The organism is Sediminihaliea albiluteola, assembly GCF_014077625.1.
Lineage (GTDB): Bacteria > Pseudomonadota > Gammaproteobacteria > Pseudomonadales > Halieaceae > Sediminihaliea > Sediminihaliea albiluteola.
This window is the reverse complement of the sequence record NZ_JACFXU010000013.1, coordinates 988,879-1,008,193: the sequence shown is the minus strand read 5'-3', so window position 1 is coordinate 1,008,193 and position 19,315 is coordinate 988,879. Positions and strand designations below refer to the sequence as shown.

The following is a 19,315-nucleotide window of genomic DNA, read 5'->3' as shown; positions in this document are numbered from 1 at the left end:
AGTATTGCGGCTGGTCTAAATAGGCCTATTGTAAACCTGCTGCAAAGCTAGGTAAATTCTCAGCTGTGGCACTTAGTTATGTTTATCCCCACCAAAGGTGTCATTGCGCTCAGGTGCAGCGTTTTGGCGGTCTAGCATGCCAATGTCCAGCACTGGTGAGGCATCAATATGCTCAGCGTCCATCATCTGGGCGATCCGCTGCAGAGATGAAATGATCATCGTCTGCTCCCATTCTTGCAGGTCACCAAATTGACGGGCGAATTGTGCTTGTAAAGGTATCGGCGCGCTTTTGAGTACCTCGGTGGCGCGTTCGGTCAGGTGGGCGTGTACTTTACGCTTATCTGTTTTAGAGCGTTCGCGGTAAACCAGTTCGCGCTTTTCCAGTCGATCTAATATAGAAGTTACAGTCGCTTGGCTGAGGCTGATGTCGCTGGCTAGTTCGCCGATGGTGGCCTCTTCCCCGCGGTCACGAATGGTTTGCAGCAGCAATATTTGCGGTGCTGTTAAACCAGTGGTTTTAGCTAAGTGCTTAGAGTGAAGGTCTGTGGCGCGAATCACGCGACGCAAAGCTACCAATACTTCGTCAATGCGGCCCAAGAGAGACTCCTGCTCAGAAAACATAAAGCCAAGATTATAGCGGGTCAGTTCAGATTGGCCTAAACCCACGAGCGATTCTGCTGTTGCTTGCTTCTGCTTAGTGCTGTGGTTTTTCTGGGGCATAACCGAATAAACCTCAATAAATTCATTAGTGTCCAATACATATTTTCTTCGTGATATTTCACCATTCTCCATGAAATAGCTCAAAATGTGAACAATTAATGGAAAATAAGGGTTAATAATTAGATTTAGTCCCTTTATAATATCGTGCACTAAACATTTGAACAGAAACAAATTGGAGTGATTGCATGGATTCTGAGCTCACATTGCGAGTCCCGACACGGGAAGATGGCAATGCTGTATATAAATTGATTGAACGTTGCCCGCCGCTGGATGTGAACTCCATGTATTGCAATTTGCTGCAGTGCTCTCATTTTGCCGAGACCTCTGTAGCCGCCCTTCTTAATGGAGAATTGGTTGGTTTTGTGTCGGGCTATATCGTGCCAGGCAAGGAAGATACGCTCTTTATCTGGCAGGTCGCTGTAGGGGAGCAGGCCCGAGGCCGAGGCCTGGCCGGCAAGATGCTGGCAGCTATCGTCGACCGTGAGGGCTGTAGCTCAGTAAACAATATGCAGACCACAATCACTGAAGATAACGAGGCTTCCTGGGCTTTGTTCCGCGGTTTTGCCGAGCGCCGCAGGGCCCCTTTGAGCCATGAGCTTATGTTTGATGAGAAAAAGCATTTTGGTGGTGCTCACGCATCCGAGATGCTGGTCAAGATTGGTCCCTTTGGTGCTCTGGCTTCAGCATAACTAGCTGGTTGAGCAGCATTTTCTAAGACAGCACATTTTTAATTCATTCACGCAGAGGAACTGCAATGAAAATTTTTGAAGAAATCGAATCCGAAGTACAAAGCTATGCGCGCTCTTTTCCGCGAGTTTTTCACCGCGCAAAAGGCGAGTTTCTGTATGACGAAGACGGCAACGAATATATCGACTTCCTGGCCGGCGCTGGCACTTTAAACTACGGTCATAACAACCCTGTATTTAAAGAGAAGCTGCTGGAATACATCCACAGCGACGGTATTACTCACGGACTCGATTTACATACCCGCGCTAAAGGCGAGTTCTTGGAAGCCTTTAATGAAATTATCCTCAAGCCGCGCAAACTTGAGTACATGATGCAGTTCACTGGCCCTACTGGTACCAACGCTGTAGAAGCGGCGCTGAAGCTAGCGCGCAACGTCACCGGCCGTGAAAACGTGATTTCCTTTACCAATGGTTTCCATGGCGTGAGCTTGGGTTCGCTGGCCACAACCGGTAACTCTCATCATCGCGGCGCAGCAGGCGTAAGCTTGAGTGGCAGCAGCCGTATGCCTTTTGACGGTTACCTAGGTGAAGACGTCGATACCACTGCCTACCTGGATAAAGTCCTGTCGGACTCCAGTAGCGGTGTGGACCTTCCAGCGGCAGTGATTGCGGAAACTGTACAAGGTGAAGGCGGGATCAATGCCGCTAGCTTCGACTGGTTACGTAACCTAGAAGCTGTTTGCCGCAAGCACGACGTATTGCTGATTGTTGACGACATCCAGGCAGGTTGTGGTCGTAGCGGTACTTTCTTTAGTTTTGAAGAAGCCGGTATTTCACCTGACATCGTGACACTGTCGAAGTCACTCGGTGGCTATGGTCTGCCCTTTGCCGTGGTATTGATTCGTCCCGACTTGGACCAGTGGAAGCCCGGTGAGCACAACGGTACTTTCCGCGGTAATAACTTTGCATTTGTGACTGCTACTGCAGCCTTGAATGAATACTGGACGAATGATGAGTTTGCCAAAAATATTCGCAAGAAAGGTGACTACATCGCTAAGCGCCTTGATCAGTTTGTGGAGAAGTATGGTGAAGGCAACTTCAACACCTGTGGTCGGGGTATGTTCCGCGGTATTAACTGCGTGAACGGTGATATCGCTGGAAAAATCACCCACAGTGCTTTCGGTAAAGGACTGATTATTGAAACCAGTGGCGCAGATGATCAGGTGGTCAAGATTTTATGTCCGCTGGTGATCAGCGAGGAAAACCTCAAGCGCGGTATGGATATTTTGGAACAAGCCATTGCCGAGGTTTGTGATAAAGAAGACTTTATCCCGGAAACCGTTGACTATTTCGAAGACGATTACCAGACCGACGTAGGCGTAAAGCAGGCTAGTTAATAGTCAACTAGGCAAGCCTTAATTCAATATTACAGCAGGGTCTGCGGACTCTGCTAAGTAGATAGGAGTAAAAATATGATTGTAAGAGATATGGAAAGTGCCGCTGCTGCAGGGCGTAAAATTGTTTCTCCTGATGGCAACTGGGATAGCACTCGTCTGTTGTTGAAAGACGACAATATGGGTTTCTCGTTTCACATCACAACCATTTATGAAGGTGCAGACTTTGGCATGCACTACCAGAATCACCTGGAGTCGGTGTACTGCATGTCCGGTGAAGGTGAAGTAGAAACCGTCGCCGATGGCAAAAAATACCCCATCAAGCCAGGCACCATTTACATTCTAGACAAACACGACAAGCATATTTTGCGCGCCTTCAAAGAAATGAAAATGGCCTGCGTGTTTAATCCACCACTGCACGGTAAAGAAGTGCATAACAAGGAAGGGGCTTACGAGTTAACAGCGGAAGCGGTGACAGACTAATCCTCAGGTTTCCCCTCTCGCTCTCGGCGCAGCTATATAGCGATATAGCTGCTTGCCGAGCAAGGCCATTAAGGAATTCCAGACAGGACCCAGTATAAACATGAGTTTGCACAGTGTAGAAAAAATCGGCGGCACCTCGATGAGTAATTACGATGCGGTGCGCGATAGTATTATTTTTGCCCAAGCCAATGCTGATACCCTCTATCAGCGGGTGTTTGTGGTATCGGCATACGGCGGCATGACCAACCAATTGCTGGAGGATAAGAAAGATGGTTCTCCCGGGGTCTACGCTTATTTTGCCGGCGCTTTTAGAGATAACAGCTGGGCCGAAGCTTTGGATCGCGTGCGCAAGAGTATGTTTGACAAAAATGCCGCACTGTTTAGTGACCCTGCTGCGCTAAAAGCCGCTAATAGCTTTATTGGTGAGCGCCTCGATAATGCGCAACAAGTCTTGGAAGACCTGCAAAGCCTCTGTCGCCATGGGCATTTCTCAGTAGAAGATCACCTGGCTACTGTGCGCGAAATGTTGGCCAGTGTCGGTGAAGCGCATTCGGCTTGGAACACGGCACATTTGCTACAAGCAGATGGGGTCAATGCTTGCTTTGTCGATCTGACAGGTTGGAAGTCTCTCGAACATATCTCTCTCGATGAGCGTATTGTAAAGGCTTTTGCCGATATCGATCTGAGTAAGCAGATGCCGATTGTCACCGGTTATGCGCACAGTGAAGATGGCCTGATTACCAGTTTTGACCGTGGCTACAGTGAGATGACCTTTAGTCGTTTAGCTGTTTTGACCAATGCGCGCGAAGCCATTATTCATAAAGAGTTCCACTTAAGTAGTGCCGATCCCGGTTTGGTAGGCGAAGAAAATGCGGTGCCGATTGGTCGAACCAACTACGATGTAGCAGACCAATTAGCCAACTTGGGGATGGAAGCCATTCACCCTAAGGCCGCTAAAGGTTTGCGCCAGAATGGTATCCCGCTGCGGGTGAAGAATACCTTTGAACCAGAACATACCGGCACCTTGATCACCAGTGATTATGTGAGTGATACAGCTTGCGTAGAAATCATTGCCGGTTGCCCTGGGGTCTACGCACTGGAACTCTTTGACCAGGATATGGCGGGGAAAGTCGCCGACTACGACATGGAAATCCTTAAGACATTACAGCGCTTTAAGGCTCACAATGTGGCTAAGGATATCAATGCCAATACCGTGACAAACTATTTGTCGACCAACCTTAAAACCGTCAAGCGAGTTAAAAAGGTACTTCAGGAGAAGTTTCCTGAAGCTGAGATCCGAGAGCAAAAAGTGGCGATCGTGTCAGCGATTGGCAGTGACATGCAGGTGCCAGGCATCCTAGCCAAAACTGTTGGCGCACTGTCGCAGCACAATATCAGCGTGCTGGCTATTCATCAGTCGATGCGCCAGGTTGATATGCAATTTGTGGTCAATGAAGAAGACTACGAGATGGCGATTAAGAGCCTACACGAAGGTCTCGTTGAGCCCCACGACCATGGACGCGCTATCTGCTTAGCCTCTTAAACGAGCCTATTGCAGGCACCCTCGTTGAGTGATTGTTTCTTGGCGAGGGTGCGCCTATCAGTGGTGGCTGTGATGGCCACTACTTGTTTGATCGGCCTGAGTTTGCTGCAGTAGGTGATCACTGTGAGAGGCGGTGATATATAAAGTCCAAGCGCCGGATATCACCAATAAGGCAGCAATGACTTGTTTTAAACCTCTGCGTCTGAGTAGCTGCTGTAGCTTCGCGGCCCCTAAACTGCTGCTTAACATCGCCGGTAGTGTGCCAATACCAAAAGCCAGCATCATCAAGCCAGAGCCTAGTGGCTCTTGTCGAGTTGCTGCTAGAGCTAGGGCGCTATAAATCAAACCGCAGGGCATCATGCCCCAGCACAAACCTAAAGCCAGTGCCTGTCGCATGTTGCGCACTGGGATCCAGTTTTTTGCTAAGCCTTGAATGGGTTTCCACAGATGCGCGCCAGCGCGCTCCAGCCACTGTAAGCCACGCCACCAGTCGGCAATATAAAGCCCCATAGCAATGAGTAGAACAGCGGCTAAGTAGCGTAGGGTGATGGTCCATGCCGCAATATCGATGCCGCTGGCAGCAAAGCCAAGGGCGGCACCAAGTAGGCTGTAACTGCTCAGACGCCCGGCGTGATAGGCCAAGGTCAGCCGCTTAGTGTTGACGCCACTGAGGCTGAGTGCAGCTGCAATACCGCCGCACATGCCAAGACAGTGTCCGGCTCCGGCGATACCAACGAGAAAGGCTGCTAATAGTGCACTATCCATCCTGGGGTTTTTCCTTGATGTTGATGGATTGCTCTAGCGAGCTTGGCTTTTTTGTTGCTGGTTCTTCGTCGAGCAGAACACGCCAGGCTTCTTTGTCGAGATCGTCATATTGGCCATTGCCAATAGCCCACAACAGTAAACGAATTGCGATGATACAAAAAATCAAGGCGATAGGAATTAAGAGGTAAAGGCTGGCCATAGTGATCTCTCTTAGGCGCTTACTTGCGCTGTTAGTGGCGAGCGCAAGCCGCGGGTTAAACGCAATGAGTTTAACACCACCAGTAGTGAGCTAGCCGACATGCCAATAGCCGCAGCCCAAGGGGGAATGTAGCCCATCGCCGCAAGGGGAATAGCGCAGATATTATAGCCCAGTGCCCAGCACAGGTTCTGCCGGATAATACTCCGGCAGCGCAGCGCCATCTGCCAGCTTAAGTCGACGGCATTAAGATTGCCGTTGTTGATCACGAAATCTGCCTGTGCACGAGCTAGGTCGGTGGCATCGGTCACCGCAAAGGAGGCATTGGCCATGCCTAATAAGGGCGCGTCATTCAGTCCATCGCCCACTGCGGTCACCGTAAAGCCCTCAGCTTGAAGTGCCTCTACGCGTGCCATTTTTTGCTCGGGGCTTTGCCCACCTAGGGCTTTGCTTATGCCTAGCGCCGCGGCAGCCTCGGCGACTCGCTCCGGCGTATCACCAGAGAGAATTTCCGGGGTCACTCCGCGCTCTTGCAGACGCTTTATTAGTGCGCCAGCTTCGCTGCGGATTGGGTCTTGAAAACCATACCAGGCCAGGGGCTGTTGATCGCGAACCAGAGCTACCCAGTACAGAGAGTGGCTAGGTGGCGCCGCTAGGCTAGGGGCCAACTCTCGGCAGTAGGCCAGGCTGCCCATGCGGTACTCTTGGCCATCCAGCACACCGCTGACGCCAGCACCTACTTGGTAATGGAGCTCGCTGACGCCCGGGGCGGATTGCTCATGCTCAAACACTTTGGCAATCGGGTGTCGCGAACTCTGCTGTAAAGCAGCAGCAATAGTTGTCAGCTTGTCTTGGCTCAGCGGCCCAAGTAGTTCTAATCGATTGAGCGTTAATCGCCCCTCTGTGAGCGTACCGGTTTTATCCAAGATTAATCGCGTGCTGCGCGACAGTGCTTCAAGGGCATTTTCACCATGCACTAGCACGCCGCGATGACGCAGGGCGCTTGCCGCGCTGGTCAGGGCCACCGGCGTGGCCAAGGCCAAAGCGCAGGGGCAGCTGATGACAAGTACCGATAAGCTAATCCACAGTGCTTGGGAGGGATCAATCTGGCTCCAAATTAAGGCCGTGCCACCGGTTGTGACTAAAATCAGTAGCACAAACCAAGCGGCGATTTTATCGGCTAAATTCGCTAGGCGCGGCTTGCCGGTGTTGGCACGGCCCACAGATTCCTGCAGCGCTGCTAGACGAGATTCATTGTAGCTGCCAGCTGCTTTTACCTCTAAAGCAGCCTCTAGATTGAGCGTACCGGTAAAGACACTGTCGTTCAGTCCCACCGGGCGTGGATCTTGCTCGCCGTTAAAAGTGTCTTCGCGCACTGAACTGCGACCTTTAATAACACTGCCGTCAATTGGCACTGTGCTGCCGGCGGGTACCAGTACGATATCGTCTTTGTTAATAGCGATACGGGGCACGGTTAGCCAAGTGCCCTGTTCAAAGCGCTGTACAGCTTGGGGGAGGGTGTTTTCAATTTGGAACCAGTTGAGCTGAAAACGGCGGCGTACGCGCTGTTCAAGAAAGCGCCCCAGCAATAGAAAGAAGGTAAACATCACCACTGAGTCAAAATAGACCTGTCCGCTGCCGCTTATGGTGGCCCACGCACTGGCCAACCAAGCCAGACCAATGGCAATAGCAACAGGTAGATCCATGACCAGCATGCCAGCCTTAAGGTGACGCCAGGCGGTACTGAAAAACACTCGCGAGGAGAATAGCACTACAATGGTCGCGATAATCAGGCTAACCCAGCGCATCAGGCCTTGGTGTTCACTGGCAATGCCTTGTAAGTCGCCGGCATGCAGAGCGATGCCAAACATACCCACCTGCATCATTCCTAAGCCAGCTATGGCCAAGCGCTGCAAGCTCAAGCGATACTCTGCTTGTGCCTGTTCGCGCTGGGCTCCGGCATAGAAGGGTTGGGCCTTATAACCGAGTGCTTCGATTTGAGCGAAGATGGCCGAGAGTGGCTGTAGTGAGCTGTCAAAACGAATGTCTAAGCGCTGATGCTGTAGGCTAACATTGGCTTGCTTGACGCCCTTAAGACGCAGCAGGCTGTGTTCAATTAGCCAAGTACAGGCGGCGCAATGAATGCCGCTGATCAGCAGGCGCGCTTCCCATTCATCGCCAGTGATGTCACAAAACTGAGCGGCCACCTCAGGGTCGTCATAAATCAGGAGAGCCTCTTGGGCGATGTTTGAGGGCTCATCGGGTCTTTCGCCAAAGGCGCTACGCCGCTCGTAATAGGCGGACATACCGCTGTCATAGATCAGGCTGGCAACACTGCGACAGCCGGGGCAACACATCGGCCGATGCTCACCGTTAATCGCAAAACCAAAGTCCTGACCTGAGTCAAGCCTTTCACCGCAGTGGTAGCAATCTAGATTTTCACTTGGCGCTACGGGACTGTTGAGGGCAAGCTTAGAGAGAGTTGGCATGGCTGAAGTCACTGGCAGTGAAAGCGCCATCTAGGCGCCAACTGCTACCACTGTCTAATGCTTCTTCGAGCACCCAGTGCCAGCGGGGCGCTGGAGTGCTCGGCATTCTCGCCCGATATTCGCTGGCGCTACTACGCTGTAGCGTGACGCTGAAATCCTTGTTGGCCTCAATGGGGTGAGACAGCAATAAACGCAAGCGGGGAGGGTGAAGATCGCCTGTCAGTTTTAACAGAACCTCATCGCCGCGAATCTGTATATCAGCTTGCATATTGGCACTGCTGGCATTGTGCTTTTTATCCAACTGCCGATTGATGGCTAGTCCGTCTTTATAGTATTCGTCGACCACGAGATCATCTGAACCCGTGTAAGCGATAAATACAGTCCACAGGCTTGCAACAACCGCGCAGGCGGGAAGTCCAAACAGGAGCCAGGCATAAGAATGCTTGTACCAAGGCGATGAGGCTTCGCGATAAGTGGCTTTATTACTCATTTGAAAGGCATCATAAAACGTGATTCGGAGGTGGCGCGGATGCTGTCATCATCCGTGGCGTAAATTTCAAACTCCACCGGTGTGCTGGGCTTGCTAAGCGTCTCTGGCGGCATCCGTAGTCGCAGGGAGATCTCGCGGACTTCACCACCGTTAAGTGTGTAGCTGCGCTCGCCAATAAGCTCAACGTTGTCTAGCCCGCTGACATTGACCTCAAACTCGTGCATTTGTTCGTCCATATTGGCAATGTTTAAGGTATAAATATTGTCGATATCACCTTGGCCGGATGTCACATAGAGTTGATTACGGTCACGGGAGACACTGAGCTCCAGCGGAATACGGCTGAAGATGGTATAGCTAAATACGCCTAGCATGAGGCTCAGTACGACTACATAGCCAATCATGCGTGGCCGTACCCAGTCGGTAGTACCGCCCTCTAACTGGTGTTCACTAGTGTAGCTGATGAGCCCGCGCGGGTACTCCATCTTGTCCATGACTGAGTTACAGGCATCGATGCACAGGGCACAGCCAATACACTCGTATTGTAGGCCGTCGCGGATGTCGATACCGGTGGGGCAGACCTGTACACAGAGCTCACAGTCGATGCAGTCACCAAGCCCCTGGGCTTTGTAGTCGGCACCGCGTTTGCGTGAGCCGCGTGCCTCGCCGCGCTTGGGGTCGTAGGAGACGATCAGCGTATCTTGGTCAAACATCACCGATTGGAAGCGGGCGTAGGGGCAGATATGGGTACAGACCTGTTCGCGTAACCAGCCGGCATTGATATAGGTCGCAAGGGTAAAGAACAGGGTCCAAGACCACTGCCAAAACCCGGTAGAAAAGGTCAGCAGCTCGGGTACCAACTGCCGCACGGGGTAAAAATACGCAACAAAGGTGATGCCGGTGATTAGAGACACAATCATCCAGCCGCAATATTTGGAGAATTTACGCAGAAACTTTTCAGTCGTCCAAGGTGCCTTGTCCAGCTTAATGCGCTGGTTGCGGCTGCCTTCAGTGCGCTGTTCAATCCACATAAAAATACTGGTCCACACGGTTTGCGGGCAGGTATAGCCACACCAAACCCGGCCGGCGAACACCGTAATAGCAAACAGGGCAAAAGCAGCAATAATCAGCAGAAAGGCCAGCAAGGGGAAGTCCTGCGGCCACAAAGTCAGTCCCAGAATGTGGAACTTTCGTGCCGGCAGGTCAAATAGAATCGCTTGGCGGTCACCCCAGTTTACCCAGGGCAAAAGAAAGTAAGCTAGTAGTAGCGGCCAGCCGGTATACACCCGGATGCGCTGATAAAAGCCTTTAATTTTGCGAGTGTAAATTTTTTCGCGCTGCTGATACAGGTCGAGCTCGCCAAATTCGGAGGGCTCAATCTGCTTAACGTCGATCTTGTTACTATCTTGCATGTCAGGATCCCATGGATAACGCTGGGAGAGGGCGCCCTAAGCGGAAGCTAGGGCGCAGTGGAGGAGCTTAATTTTGTGCGCTGTTGCGTAAGCCGTATACGTAAGCTGCAAGAATATGGATCTTTTCAGGCCCAAGTGTGTCCTTGAAGCTTGGCATAACGCCGTTGCGACCTGCGCGAATACTGTGCGCAATTTCGCTTTCCGAACCGCCGTAGAGCCAGATACCGTTGGTCAGGTTAGGTGCACCCAGAGCGATGTTGCCCTTGGCATCGGGGCCGTGACAGACCGCACAATAGGTCTGGAACACGCCTTGACCTGCCTTGGCCAATTCTGCATCGGGATTGCGATGGTTCAGTTCCAGTAGATAAGCAGTGACTTGCTCAACGCCCTGATCGCCAATCACGCTGCCCCAAGCGGGCATAGCTGCCTGTCGACCCTGGGTGATAGTTGTTTCAATCTGCTCTGGTTCACCGCCATAAATCCAGTCGTCATCGGTCAAGTTAGGGAAGCCGTAACCACCGCGAGCATCTGCACCGTGGCACTGAGCGCAGTCGTTACCGAACATGCGCATACCCATGCGGCGGACTACTGGATCATCGGCAATTTCTTCAATCGGCATAGCGAGATAGCGATCGTACATAGCGCGGTGCCGTTCTTCTGCGGCGCCGACGCGCTCTTCATACTGAGCGATTTGGGTCCAGCCGATCAGGCCGGGGTAGTTGCCCATGCCGGGGTAGACGATCAGGTAGCCGACTGCCCAGACGATAGTAATGACGAACATGTAGAACCACCACACCGGCAGTGGGTTGTCATACTCTTCAATACCGTCGTAGACATGATCGGTAGCCTGATCTTCTTTTTTTGCACCTAACTTGCGGTTGCCCAAGAGGATCCAAGTAATACCAATCAGCGTGATGCTAGTGAGGATAATAATCCATAGACTCCAGAAACTAGTCATTGCTGACTTCCTCCCGCATGCTGCGTTTGTTCATTTCATCATCGGCAAAGGGCAATTGTGCCGCCTGATTGAAGCTCTCGCGCTGTTTTCCACTGTAAGCCCAGATACATAGGCCAATAAAAGACAGCATTAAGAATAGGGTGCTTAAACCCCTGAGATCATTAATATCCATGTTTAACGCCTTATTTGCAGCAGTGTGCCGAGCTGTTGCAGGTAGGCGATCAAGGCATCAATCTCTTTTTTGCCCGCCACGGCCTCTTGGGCTCCGGCAATGTCTTCGTCGGTGTAGGGTACGCCCACGGTGCGCAGTGCACTCATCTTGCGGCCAGTTTTTTCGCCGCTGAGAGTATTGTCAAATAGCCAGGGGTAAGACGGCATGATTGACTCAGGAACTACGTCCCGTGGGTTATACATGTGAGCTCGGTGCCAGTCGTCACTATAGCGACCGCCAACTCGCGCCAAGTCTGGTCCGGTGCGCTTGGATCCCCACAAGAAGGGGTGGTTGTAAACCAATTCACCCGCAACAGTGTAGTGACCGTAACGCTCGGTTTCAGCGCGCAGGGGCCGGATCATCTGCGAGTGACAGACGTGGCAGCCCTCACGGATATAGATGTCGCGCCCTTCAAGGGCTAGAGCTGGCAGGGGTTTCAAGCCATCTATAGGTTCTTTTACCTGCTGGCCAAAAACCAGCGGAGCGAGCTCAACCAAGGTGCCGAAACTAATCGCCACGATAGTGAGAACGATCATCAGGTTGACGTTCGTCTCAATTTTGCTGTGTTTACTTAAGGACATGCTTTGCTTGCTCCTTACGCCGTGCCGGTGGCCGCAGGGGCCGCCTCAGTCGCTGTAACATCTCTGCGACTGGTCATGTAAAGGTTGTAGGCCATCACCAACATACCGCCAAAGAAGATCGCTCCACCTGCTAAGCGCACCAGGTAGCCAGGGTGGCTGGCGACCATCGACTCAATAAAGGTGTAGGTCAAGGTGCCGTCCTGGTTGTAGGCGCGCCACATCAAGCCTTGCATGATCCCGTTGACCCACATGGAGGCGATGTACAGAACCGTACCGATGGTGGCCATCCAGAAGTGGACGTTGATCAGGTCAACACTGTGCATACGCTCTTTGCCATAGAGAATGGGAATGAGGTGATACACACTGCCGATGGAAATCATGGCAACCCAGCCCAAAGCGCCAGAGTGTACGTGGCCGATAGTCCAGTCGGTGTAATGCGATAGCGAGTTTACGGTCTTGATAGCCATCATCGGGCCTTCGAAAGTCGACATGCCGTAGAACGACAGGCTGACCACGAGGAAGCGCAAAATCGGGTCGGTGCGCAGTTTGTGCCATGCACCGGATAGCGTCATCATGCCGTTGATCATACCGCCCCAAGAGGGTGCCAGTAGGATGATGGACATCACCATACCCAGGCTCTGAGCCCAGTCTGGCAGAGCAGTGTAGTGAAGGTGGTGAGGGCCAGCCCAGATATACACAGCAATCAGTGCCCAGAAGTGCACGATACTCAAGCGATAGGAGTAGATCGGACGCTCGGCTTGCTTGGGCACAAAGTAATACATCATGCCAAGGAAGCCCGCTGTGAGGAAAAAGCCCACTGCGTTATGGCCATACCACCACTGCACCATGGCATCAACGGTACCCGCATAAGCCGAATAAGATTTGGTCAAATCTACTGGCACTGCCATGCTGTTGATGATGTGCAGTACCGCAACGGTTAAAATAAAACCGCCATAGAACCAGTTGGCAACATAGATATGACTGGTTTTACGCTGGCCGATAGTGCCAAAGAACACAAAGGCGTAAGTTATCCAGACCAAGCCGATGAGAATATCGATCGGCCACTCGAGCTCGGCGTACTCTTTGGTAGAGGTCATGCCAAGTGGCAGAGTAATAATCGCCAAGACAATCACTGCCTGCCAACCCCAGAAGGTAAAGGCAGCTAGCTTGTCGGATATCAGCCGGACTTGGCAGGTTCGCTGTACCACATAGTAAGATGTGGCGAACAGGGCGCTGCCGCCGAAGGCGAAGATCACTGCGTTGGTGTGCAGGGGCCGCAGGCGTCCAAAGCTGATCCAAGGTAAATCAAAGTTTAGAGCCGGCCAAGCGAGTTGGGCGGCGATCCACACGCCAATCAGCATCCCTACAATACCCCAGACTACAGTCATCACTGTAAACTGGCGCACTACCTTGTAGTTGTATGTTGGGTGCTCCAAGGCGGAGTTAAGTTCGCTCATGGTTTGCTTCCATTCATGAGAGGGTTAAAGGTCCCGTGCCAGTGCACGGCTAATCTGTAAAGGCGGGTGCGGCGCCCATATCCCAAAGAATCACTGAGGTCACCATAAGGCCAATCAAAATGACCAGGCCGATTGCAACGACAGCGCTGGAAAAAAGAAATCCACGCTCTTCAGGGATGCCCATGACAATCGGTATGCCAAGATACAGCAGGTAAATGGACCAGCTGATCGCAACAACACCGATGAGTAGGTCTACCCATAGCACCGGGTAAAAGCCGACTAGGCCGGCAATAAACAATGGTGTAGCGGTAAGTCCGGCCACCACGATACCTTTGGCAAAACTGGAATCAGCACCATAGGTGCGCGACATCCAGTGCACAAAGTAGCCAATGGCCAGCACACAAGCGACCATGCCCAGATAGAAGAGAATGCTGATTTGTCGTGCACTCTCCATGGTGAGTTTAATAGCCTGTCCCCCATCACCCACTGACCAGCCGATGCGACTGGTGCCGTAGTACCAGGCAATCGCTGGCAGTAAAGCCATTAAGCAAGGATAGAGAATCAGAGTATTAAACGATGGTGTTGGTAGTTTGGCGATTGTACGCCACTGAGCACTGGGTTTTACCAGCAGGCCAAAGGTATGTTGGATCATAGTGTTTGCTTCTCCCCCAAGGTTATAGCCGCCGGGATGGCAGTCATATGCCCTGATTATAAGATGCCCGAAAAAGAGTCTTTCGAGCCGGATTCTGTGTCTCGAGCACAGGCTCCGAGACGATCCTGTTGGGCGGCATCAACACCACTTATGCCGCCGCGCTATTGTAGCGCAATTCACTGCGCTTACCAATTCAACAGCCGTGTTTTAGCCCAATGATGCGACACTTTTTAATACTAGTCGCACCAGCTCAGCTTGGCGAGACACGCCGGTCTTGGCAAAAATTGACTTAAGTTGTGCCCGGGCGGTGTGTTGGGAGATGTGCTGTGACTCGGAAACCTCAGCCAAACTCAGGCCCCGAGATAACAAGATGGCTAAATTGGCCTCAGCTGGTGTCAGGCTGAACAGCTCGCTCAGGGTTTGCTGGGAGGCGGTTTCGCGTAGGTCTGGGTCGCTGATAAATACCGCGGCGCAGGGGCTGCCTTGGCCTTCCCCCCATTCCGAGCTTGGAATGGGGCGTATTACCAGCCCTAAATCTGAGCGACCGCCATCCCGGGGGATGCGCAGAGCTCGGATCACAGAGGTTTCGCCGCGCTGCTGGGCACTAATCACAGTGCTCAAAGCAGCTTGTAACTCGCGATTTTGCTCTCTGCCACCGACATGCAGGTGCTCATCTTTCAAGCCCAGCCCACGGCGATCATCGAGTAGCGCCTTGGCTAAGGCATTGGTGTTGAGCAGGCGCCCCTGCTGATCAAGGATAATGGTGGCCACGGCGAGTTGATCCACGGCGCCAGAATAGAGATCGCGCTCGGAAGTGGTGCGGCTCAGCTTGGCAAAGATGTGAATAGCGCGTTGAAGGTGGCTCGATATGCGCGCTAGTAAGTCTCTCTGGGACTGCTTGAAATTACCCTCTTCACGACGCCGCGAGAAACGCAGGCGCGCCACCATGCCGTCGGGTTCGGCGGTATCGACACCCAGAATATAAAATAGATTGACCGGTTGGAGATAGTGACGGTAGTAGTCAGATGCTTCTAGCTCCTCGTCACTCAGTAGATCTTGCAGGGTCACCACTTTATTCAGTGGCAGGTTGATAAATGGATCCAGAGCGAAGAACTGCTCGCGATAGGTGGTGACCTGCCAGTCGTTGGGATCTGCCAGTGTGTTGTCACTGCGCGTTGAATTACCTCGCACGCTATTGAGGATTACGCCGCGGTCACCTTCTGCCGGTGGACGCAGCACCAGTGAGGCAGCCTCAGCATCAAACAATTCACGCAGGTAGGGCAGGGCGCTTTGCCAGGGCCTAGCTTCCAGCGGCCCCTGGTAAATGAGGCTGATTAAGTGGTCGTATTCAGCGTCTTGATTTAACTGACTCGTTTTGTCGGTCGCGAGACTCATCGTTGTGCTGCTCACACTCTGATTACTTTTGGAGGCTTTGAAGCTGCCCCACTATGTCTGTTAGCGGCTCAGGGTGGCCAATGCCCCAGCCCTGAAGGTAGTCCACGCCAATTTCGTGTAGGCGGGCAATAGTTCGTTCGTTTTCCACCGACTCTGCAATGGTTTCCTGGCCTAAAAAGTGCGCTAAGTCATTGATTGACCTGGCCATCGTGTAATCATTGGGATTATCGTTGATTCCGGTGATAAAAGCGCCGTCAATTTTGACATAGTCTACAGATAACTCGCGCAGGTAGTTGTGGCTGCTCAAGCCAGTGCCAAAGTTATCCAGGGAAAATTTGCAGCCAATATTGCGAAAAGCGCGAATAAAGTCAGCAGACTTCACTAGATTGGTCATAGTGGCGGCTTCAGTAACCTCAAAGCACAGACGGCTGGTGCCGACGCCGAACTCAGATATCTGCTCGAAGAGGTATTCCATAAAAGCATCGTCAGTGATGCTGGTGCCGGAAAGGTTGATCGACAGGTTGGGCACCACTTTTTGGGCATCCATCAGCTGGCTGATCCATTGGAAGGCTTCGCGGATCACCCAGCGGTCAACTAAGCTCATGTAGCCGTGGCGTTCGGCACTCTTGATAAATTGCTTGGGAGAGCTCAGTGAGCCATCCGTTTCACGCATGCCCAATAGAAGCTCAAAATGTTGGCTCGAGGGTTGTTGGCTGGCCACTGCGTTTTGCACAATGGGCTGGGCGCGCAACACAAAGCGCTCTGTGGTCAGAGCCTGCTCCAAGTTTTGACGGGTTTTGCGGCGATCCTGTTTGTGCCGTGTAATGCTGTTTGCCGCTGCAATATGTTGCTGCACCTGATTGCCACCACCCTGCTTGGCTGCTTGCATAGCCTGTTCTGCAGCCTCGATCACTGAATCGGCGTCGGGGCTGAAGTGACGCAGAGCTGCAACCCCGATTGAAACGCTTAACTGGACAGGCTCTTGCTCGATATCGAAGTTGTTGGCATGGATGTCACTGCGAATACTTTCGGCAACTGCGAGTGCTTCCGACAGTGTATGGTCGGCAAGCAGAATACCGAAATTATCCTCTCCCAAGTGTGCGGAAGAGAATTTTTTGTCATGCAGCTGTGATAATAGCTCGGCAAATTCAGCCAGTACTTGATCCCCTGACACTCGATCGTAAATCTCATTGACTAAGTTGAACTGATCGATATTCAAATAGAGCACTGCATGCTGGGACGATCGACGCTGGGCATGTCGCAAGGCTTTGTTGAGCTGCTCTATAAAGCTTTCGCGATTGAGTAGGCGAGTCACTTTATCGCGATGGCGGGCAAAGCTCAGCGTTTGCTGCACTTGCTCTAGCGTGCCGTACATACTTTGATCGACCAGGGGCATGTTTTCTGCCTGTGATGGCGGTTTGGCGCCGTGACTCAACTGGCGAGCGAGTTGTACAGCGTTGAGCTCTGTGACCTTTTGGCCGTGTTCATTGACAAACATAAATCGATCGCGATCGGCATTGATCCAGGCAAGCTGCATACGCCGCCGTTCGCCATGCCGATCTCTGTAGCTCAGCCAAGCACCTAAGTTGAGCTGGTTGACCCGCTCTATCCAGCGGCGCAGGCGATGGGTTCGCTGTAAGCGCTGTTGGATATTGCTGCTTTCCTGAGCGTTGATCAAAGACTCGCTGTTGAGCTCAGAATTGAGCACGGCTTGCTCGCCGGATAAGACTCTGCGCAGCTCATCAAAGACCGCTTCTATTTCAATATTAGCGGGCCTGACAACAGCGATCTGCTGGGCCAGTAAGTCGATAAAAGGCGCTGCTTCTAAGGCGCGCTGCACGCTGTTAAATTCGTTTTGTTGCTCGGTGAGCCATTCGCCAAGTAATTCCAGCGTCCGCATTTGCTCCTGCCAGCTATCACTGGTCGGGCCCTCCTTTATATAGATAAGAACCAGGGCATCACGCCAGCCTTTGTCGATCAACTCTAGCAAGATTTTGGGGGGCTGAGGTCTTGGCAGAGCAGCGACAATGGCGCGGTCGACTTCCACTCGGGCTTGGCGTAGCCGCTCCTGTCCTTCTTGGGTTTTGACCACTCGTTCAACATTGCGTATATGCGCGCTATTGCGCTGGGCAATTAGTTTGTTGACCTGCTCCAAGGCGCTATTAAATACAGCGCTATCGCGCTCATAGCCTGTCACTATCTCGGCGATAATACTGGACAGCTTTTCTTCCAGTATCCGGTTGGGAAAGTTGTCTGCACTGGCCAGTTGAGAAAGCTTATCCACTAGCTCTCTGGCAGGGTGCTGTTGATCGAAAAAGAAGCCCGGCTCGAGCAGCGCAAGTCGAGCTAGGGGGAGTTGTAATTCCGCGATGGCAGGTTGCAGTTCTGCGCTCAGCTCCCGCTGTGAGTGGATGGTTTGGAATAGGTTGTCCACTAGGTCGAGCTGATTCATGCTGTCAGTATTTAGGGCAGTGATTCCCTCGAGGCCGCTGATACTCTCTGAGTGCTGCTTCAGGTAATCGCGCAGCGAGCCACTTTGTTCGATAAGTTTCCTCGCCTCATCATTCTCTTGTAGTAAAGCAAGGGCATTAACTAGTGTGGCAGTATCGGCGAGCTGCTCTGGCCTGCTCTCATGGCTGCTTGGGGCCTCACTGTGGTGACGGCTGAAATTCAGTGCATCGATCACCGAGCGGTAGAGCATTTCGGGGCTCAGACTCGCGACAGTGCTCGGCTTGTTTGGGGCCTGCTGCTGGGCCTCAGTCTGCTGATCTGGCGCCGGCTCAGGGCTTATTTTCTTGCGCTTTGGGCGGGCTGCGGAAGTCGCCGCTGGGCGCTGTAGCTGTGAACCATGGGTTTTAATGTCCTGCTCTAGGCCAGGACATAGTCCAGCATCTATGAGCAGCTGATTCAGAGGGCGGTAGAGCTGATCGAGCTGACTGAGAAATTGCCCGACAAAATAATCGTAAACGTAAACTGTGGCAGGGTGTTCGATATCATGCTCTTGCAGTGCCTGCTGAAGGCTGCTGCACAATTCGGTCACATGAAAAGGGAGGCGCAGCTCAAGTGGGTCAACGCCAATCGCAGTGGCAAGGCGGATCACTAGGCATTCTAGTGTAAGCTCCTGCGCCTGGCTGCCGGTATTGATCATGCGATCTAGCGCTAGCGACTCTTCAAACTCGTCGAGGTTTACTAAATGCAGGGATTGCCAGGCTATCTCACTGTCACTTTGTTGGTAGCGTTGCTGCCGCGCGGGTGTTAAATCACTACAGCGCTGTTGGATACGAGTAATAAAGTTATCGCCAATAGCTCGCTGATGGTATTGCAGGAGGCGCAGTGCCTCCCTCAGCGCGATAGAGCTGCGCCCGGGGGTGGTAGATTCATCGAATAGGTAAGTGCCGAGCCGCTGAATAAAAAGCCGGAACATCTGATCGAGCGTGCTTAGCCCCAAACTTTCAAAACTAGCTAATAAGTCCTGAGTCTGCCTGAGTTTTGTGTTTTGGCTTTGTTGCCCATCATTAAGCGCAGGCTGGCTACTCAGCGCTTTTAGATAGCGCTTGACTGATGGCGAGTTGTCGGCGCGGGCGAATGTTAATAAAAGCGCGTCTTGGGTAATTTCAGTGATAAAAACTGGGATGCTAGGAACTGTGCCCCGAGTGTCGGTCAGTTCGGGGATGCAAAGGGTAGCTGCCGTGCCCAAAGCCAGTTGTTGCTCTGTGGGGGCGGTATTGGCCCAGTTCAGATCACGCAGCAGCAATTGATTATCGTCTTCCAGCTCAATCAGACCAGACAGCCTGAGCTTGTCAGGCAATTCAAGCACAGCGCTGCGGGGTGTGAGAATACTGAGGTTTATCATGCAATTTCTGCTTAGGTTGCCAAGAAAGAGGAC

At 52.3% G+C, this 19,315-nt stretch carries 17 protein-coding genes; 4 read left to right on the top strand and 13 right to left on the bottom strand.

Annotated features, from left to right (window positions below; translation table 11 throughout):
* Positions 1-72 precede the first annotated feature (72 nt).
* Complete coding sequence (locus H2508_RS05545) at positions 73-621, bottom strand: MarR family winged helix-turn-helix transcriptional regulator (protein ID WP_182170858.1); 549 nt, start codon at positions 619-621, stop codon at positions 73-75.
* Between the two features lie 284 nt (positions 622-905).
* On the opposite strand from H2508_RS05545, the gene ectA reads away from it, so the two are divergent.
* The 4 genes from ectA to H2508_RS05525 all read left to right on the top strand — a co-directional run bounded on the left by ectA (position 906) and on the right by H2508_RS05525 (position 4,826).
* Positions 906-1,409 (top strand): diaminobutyrate acetyltransferase, encoded by a 504-nt coding sequence (gene ectA / locus H2508_RS05540; RefSeq protein WP_182169821.1) that lies wholly within the window; start codon positions 906-908, stop codon positions 1,407-1,409.
* Between the two features lie 65 nt (positions 1,410-1,474).
* Entirely contained in the window at positions 1,475-2,803 is a 1,329-nt protein-coding gene (ectB, locus tag H2508_RS05535) for a diaminobutyrate--2-oxoglutarate transaminase (protein WP_182169818.1), read from the top strand.
* A 75-nt stretch (positions 2,804-2,878) separates the two neighbouring features.
* Entirely contained in the window at positions 2,879-3,283 is a 405-nt protein-coding gene (locus H2508_RS05530) for an ectoine synthase (protein ID WP_182169815.1), read from the top strand.
* Positions 3,284-3,383: 100 nt separating this feature from the next.
* Complete coding sequence (locus H2508_RS05525) at positions 3,384-4,826, top strand: aspartate kinase (RefSeq protein WP_182169812.1); 1,443 nt, start codon at positions 3,384-3,386, stop codon at positions 4,824-4,826.
* A 57-nt stretch (positions 4,827-4,883) separates the two neighbouring features.
* On the opposite strand, the gene H2508_RS05520 is transcribed toward H2508_RS05525, so the two are convergent.
* The 12 genes from H2508_RS05520 to H2508_RS05465 form a co-directional block, all read right to left on the bottom strand.
* The gene (locus H2508_RS05520) at positions 4,884-5,591 is read right to left on the bottom strand and encodes a sulfite exporter TauE/SafE family protein (protein WP_182169809.1); all 708 of its coding nucleotides are present in this window, start codon (positions 5,589-5,591) and stop codon (positions 4,884-4,886) included.
* Positions 5,584-5,790, bottom strand: coding sequence for a cbb3-type cytochrome oxidase assembly protein CcoS (gene ccoS, locus H2508_RS05515; protein ID WP_182169806.1), 207 nt, complete (start codon positions 5,788-5,790; stop codon positions 5,584-5,586). The genes H2508_RS05520 and ccoS overlap by 8 nt, the downstream gene beginning before the upstream one ends.
* Before the next feature lie 11 nt (positions 5,791-5,801).
* On the bottom strand, positions 5,802-8,306 hold the full coding sequence (locus tag H2508_RS05510) for a heavy metal translocating P-type ATPase (RefSeq protein WP_235964857.1): 2,505 nt from the start codon (positions 8,304-8,306) through the stop codon (positions 5,802-5,804).
* Positions 8,260-8,766 (bottom strand): FixH family protein, encoded by a 507-nt coding sequence (locus H2508_RS05505; RefSeq protein WP_182169804.1) that lies wholly within the window; start codon positions 8,764-8,766, stop codon positions 8,260-8,262. Before H2508_RS05505 ends, H2508_RS05510 begins: the two co-directional genes overlap by 47 nt.
* Positions 8,763-10,175, bottom strand: coding sequence for a cytochrome c oxidase accessory protein CcoG (gene ccoG, locus H2508_RS05500; protein WP_182169801.1), 1,413 nt, complete (start codon positions 10,173-10,175; stop codon positions 8,763-8,765). The genes H2508_RS05505 and ccoG overlap by 4 nt, the downstream gene beginning before the upstream one ends.
* A 67-nt stretch (positions 10,176-10,242) precedes the next feature.
* A complete protein-coding gene (gene ccoP / locus H2508_RS05495) occupies positions 10,243-11,133 on the bottom strand; it encodes a cytochrome-c oxidase, cbb3-type subunit III (protein WP_182169798.1) in 891 nt (296 codons plus the stop codon).
* Entirely contained in the window at positions 11,126-11,305 is a 180-nt protein-coding gene (locus tag H2508_RS05490; RefSeq protein ID WP_182169795.1) for a cbb3-type cytochrome oxidase subunit 3, read from the bottom strand. The genes ccoP and H2508_RS05490 overlap by 8 nt, the downstream gene beginning before the upstream one ends.
* Before the next feature lie 2 nt (positions 11,306-11,307).
* Complete coding sequence (ccoO, locus tag H2508_RS05485; protein ID WP_182169792.1) at positions 11,308-11,925, bottom strand: cytochrome-c oxidase, cbb3-type subunit II; 618 nt, start codon at positions 11,923-11,925, stop codon at positions 11,308-11,310.
* Positions 11,926-11,939: 14 nt separating this feature from the next.
* Positions 11,940-13,382 (bottom strand): cytochrome-c oxidase, cbb3-type subunit I, encoded by a 1,443-nt coding sequence (gene ccoN, locus H2508_RS05480; RefSeq protein ID WP_182169789.1) that lies wholly within the window; start codon positions 13,380-13,382, stop codon positions 11,940-11,942.
* 49 nt (positions 13,383-13,431) lie between these two features.
* Positions 13,432-14,034 (bottom strand): Yip1 family protein, encoded by a 603-nt coding sequence (locus tag H2508_RS05475; RefSeq protein ID WP_182169786.1) that lies wholly within the window; start codon positions 14,032-14,034, stop codon positions 13,432-13,434.
* Positions 14,035-14,241: 207 nt separating this feature from the next.
* Complete coding sequence (locus H2508_RS05470; protein ID WP_182169784.1) at positions 14,242-15,429, bottom strand: helix-turn-helix transcriptional regulator; 1,188 nt, start codon at positions 15,427-15,429, stop codon at positions 14,242-14,244.
* A gap of 22 nt (positions 15,430-15,451) precedes the next feature.
* Positions 15,452-19,282, bottom strand: a complete 3,831-nt coding sequence (locus tag H2508_RS05465) for a DUF1631 family protein (RefSeq protein WP_182169781.1) — start codon at positions 19,280-19,282, stop codon at positions 15,452-15,454.
* Between the last annotated feature and the right edge of the window lie 33 nt (positions 19,283-19,315).

Excerpts from the sequence above, each read along its gene's own strand:
- H2508_RS05545 (WP_182170858.1), bottom strand. The coding sequence starts at position 621 with ATGTTTTCTGAGCAGGAGTCTCTCTTGGGCCGCATTGACGAAGTATTG.
- ectA (WP_182169821.1), top strand. The coding sequence starts at position 906 with ATGGATTCTGAGCTCACATTGCGAGTCCCGACACGGGAAGATGGCAAT.
- ectB (WP_182169818.1), top strand. The coding sequence starts at position 1,475 with ATGAAAATTTTTGAAGAAATCGAATCCGAAGTACAAAGCTATGCGCGC.
- H2508_RS05530 (WP_182169815.1), top strand. The coding sequence starts at position 2,879 with ATGATTGTAAGAGATATGGAAAGTGCCGCTGCTGCAGGGCGTAAAATT.
- H2508_RS05525 (WP_182169812.1), top strand. The coding sequence starts at position 3,384 with ATGAGTTTGCACAGTGTAGAAAAAATCGGCGGCACCTCGATGAGTAAT.
- H2508_RS05520 (WP_182169809.1), bottom strand. The coding sequence starts at position 5,591 with ATGGATAGTGCACTATTAGCAGCCTTTCTCGTTGGTATCGCCGGAGCC.
- ccoS (WP_182169806.1), bottom strand. The coding sequence starts at position 5,790 with ATGGCCAGCCTTTACCTCTTAATTCCTATCGCCTTGATTTTTTGTATC.
- H2508_RS05510 (WP_235964857.1), bottom strand. The coding sequence starts at position 8,306 with ATGGCGCTTTCACTGCCAGTGACTTCAGCCATGCCAACTCTCTCTAAG.
- H2508_RS05505 (WP_182169804.1), bottom strand. The coding sequence starts at position 8,766 with ATGAGTAATAAAGCCACTTATCGCGAAGCCTCATCGCCTTGGTACAAG.
- ccoG (WP_182169801.1), bottom strand. The coding sequence starts at position 10,175 with ATGCAAGATAGTAACAAGATCGACGTTAAGCAGATTGAGCCCTCCGAA.
- ccoP (WP_182169798.1), bottom strand. The coding sequence starts at position 11,133 with ATGACTAGTTTCTGGAGTCTATGGATTATTATCCTCACTAGCATCACG.
- H2508_RS05490 (WP_182169795.1), bottom strand. The coding sequence starts at position 11,305 with ATGGATATTAATGATCTCAGGGGTTTAAGCACCCTATTCTTAATGCTG.
- ccoO (WP_182169792.1), bottom strand. The coding sequence starts at position 11,925 with ATGTCCTTAAGTAAACACAGCAAAATTGAGACGAACGTCAACCTGATG.
- ccoN (WP_182169789.1), bottom strand. The coding sequence starts at position 13,382 with ATGAGCGAACTTAACTCCGCCTTGGAGCACCCAACATACAACTACAAG.
- H2508_RS05475 (WP_182169786.1), bottom strand. The coding sequence starts at position 14,034 with ATGATCCAACATACCTTTGGCCTGCTGGTAAAACCCAGTGCTCAGTGG.
- H2508_RS05470 (WP_182169784.1), bottom strand. The coding sequence starts at position 15,429 with ATGAGTCTCGCGACCGACAAAACGAGTCAGTTAAATCAAGACGCTGAA.
- H2508_RS05465 (WP_182169781.1), bottom strand. The coding sequence starts at position 19,282 with ATGATAAACCTCAGTATTCTCACACCCCGCAGCGCTGTGCTTGAATTG.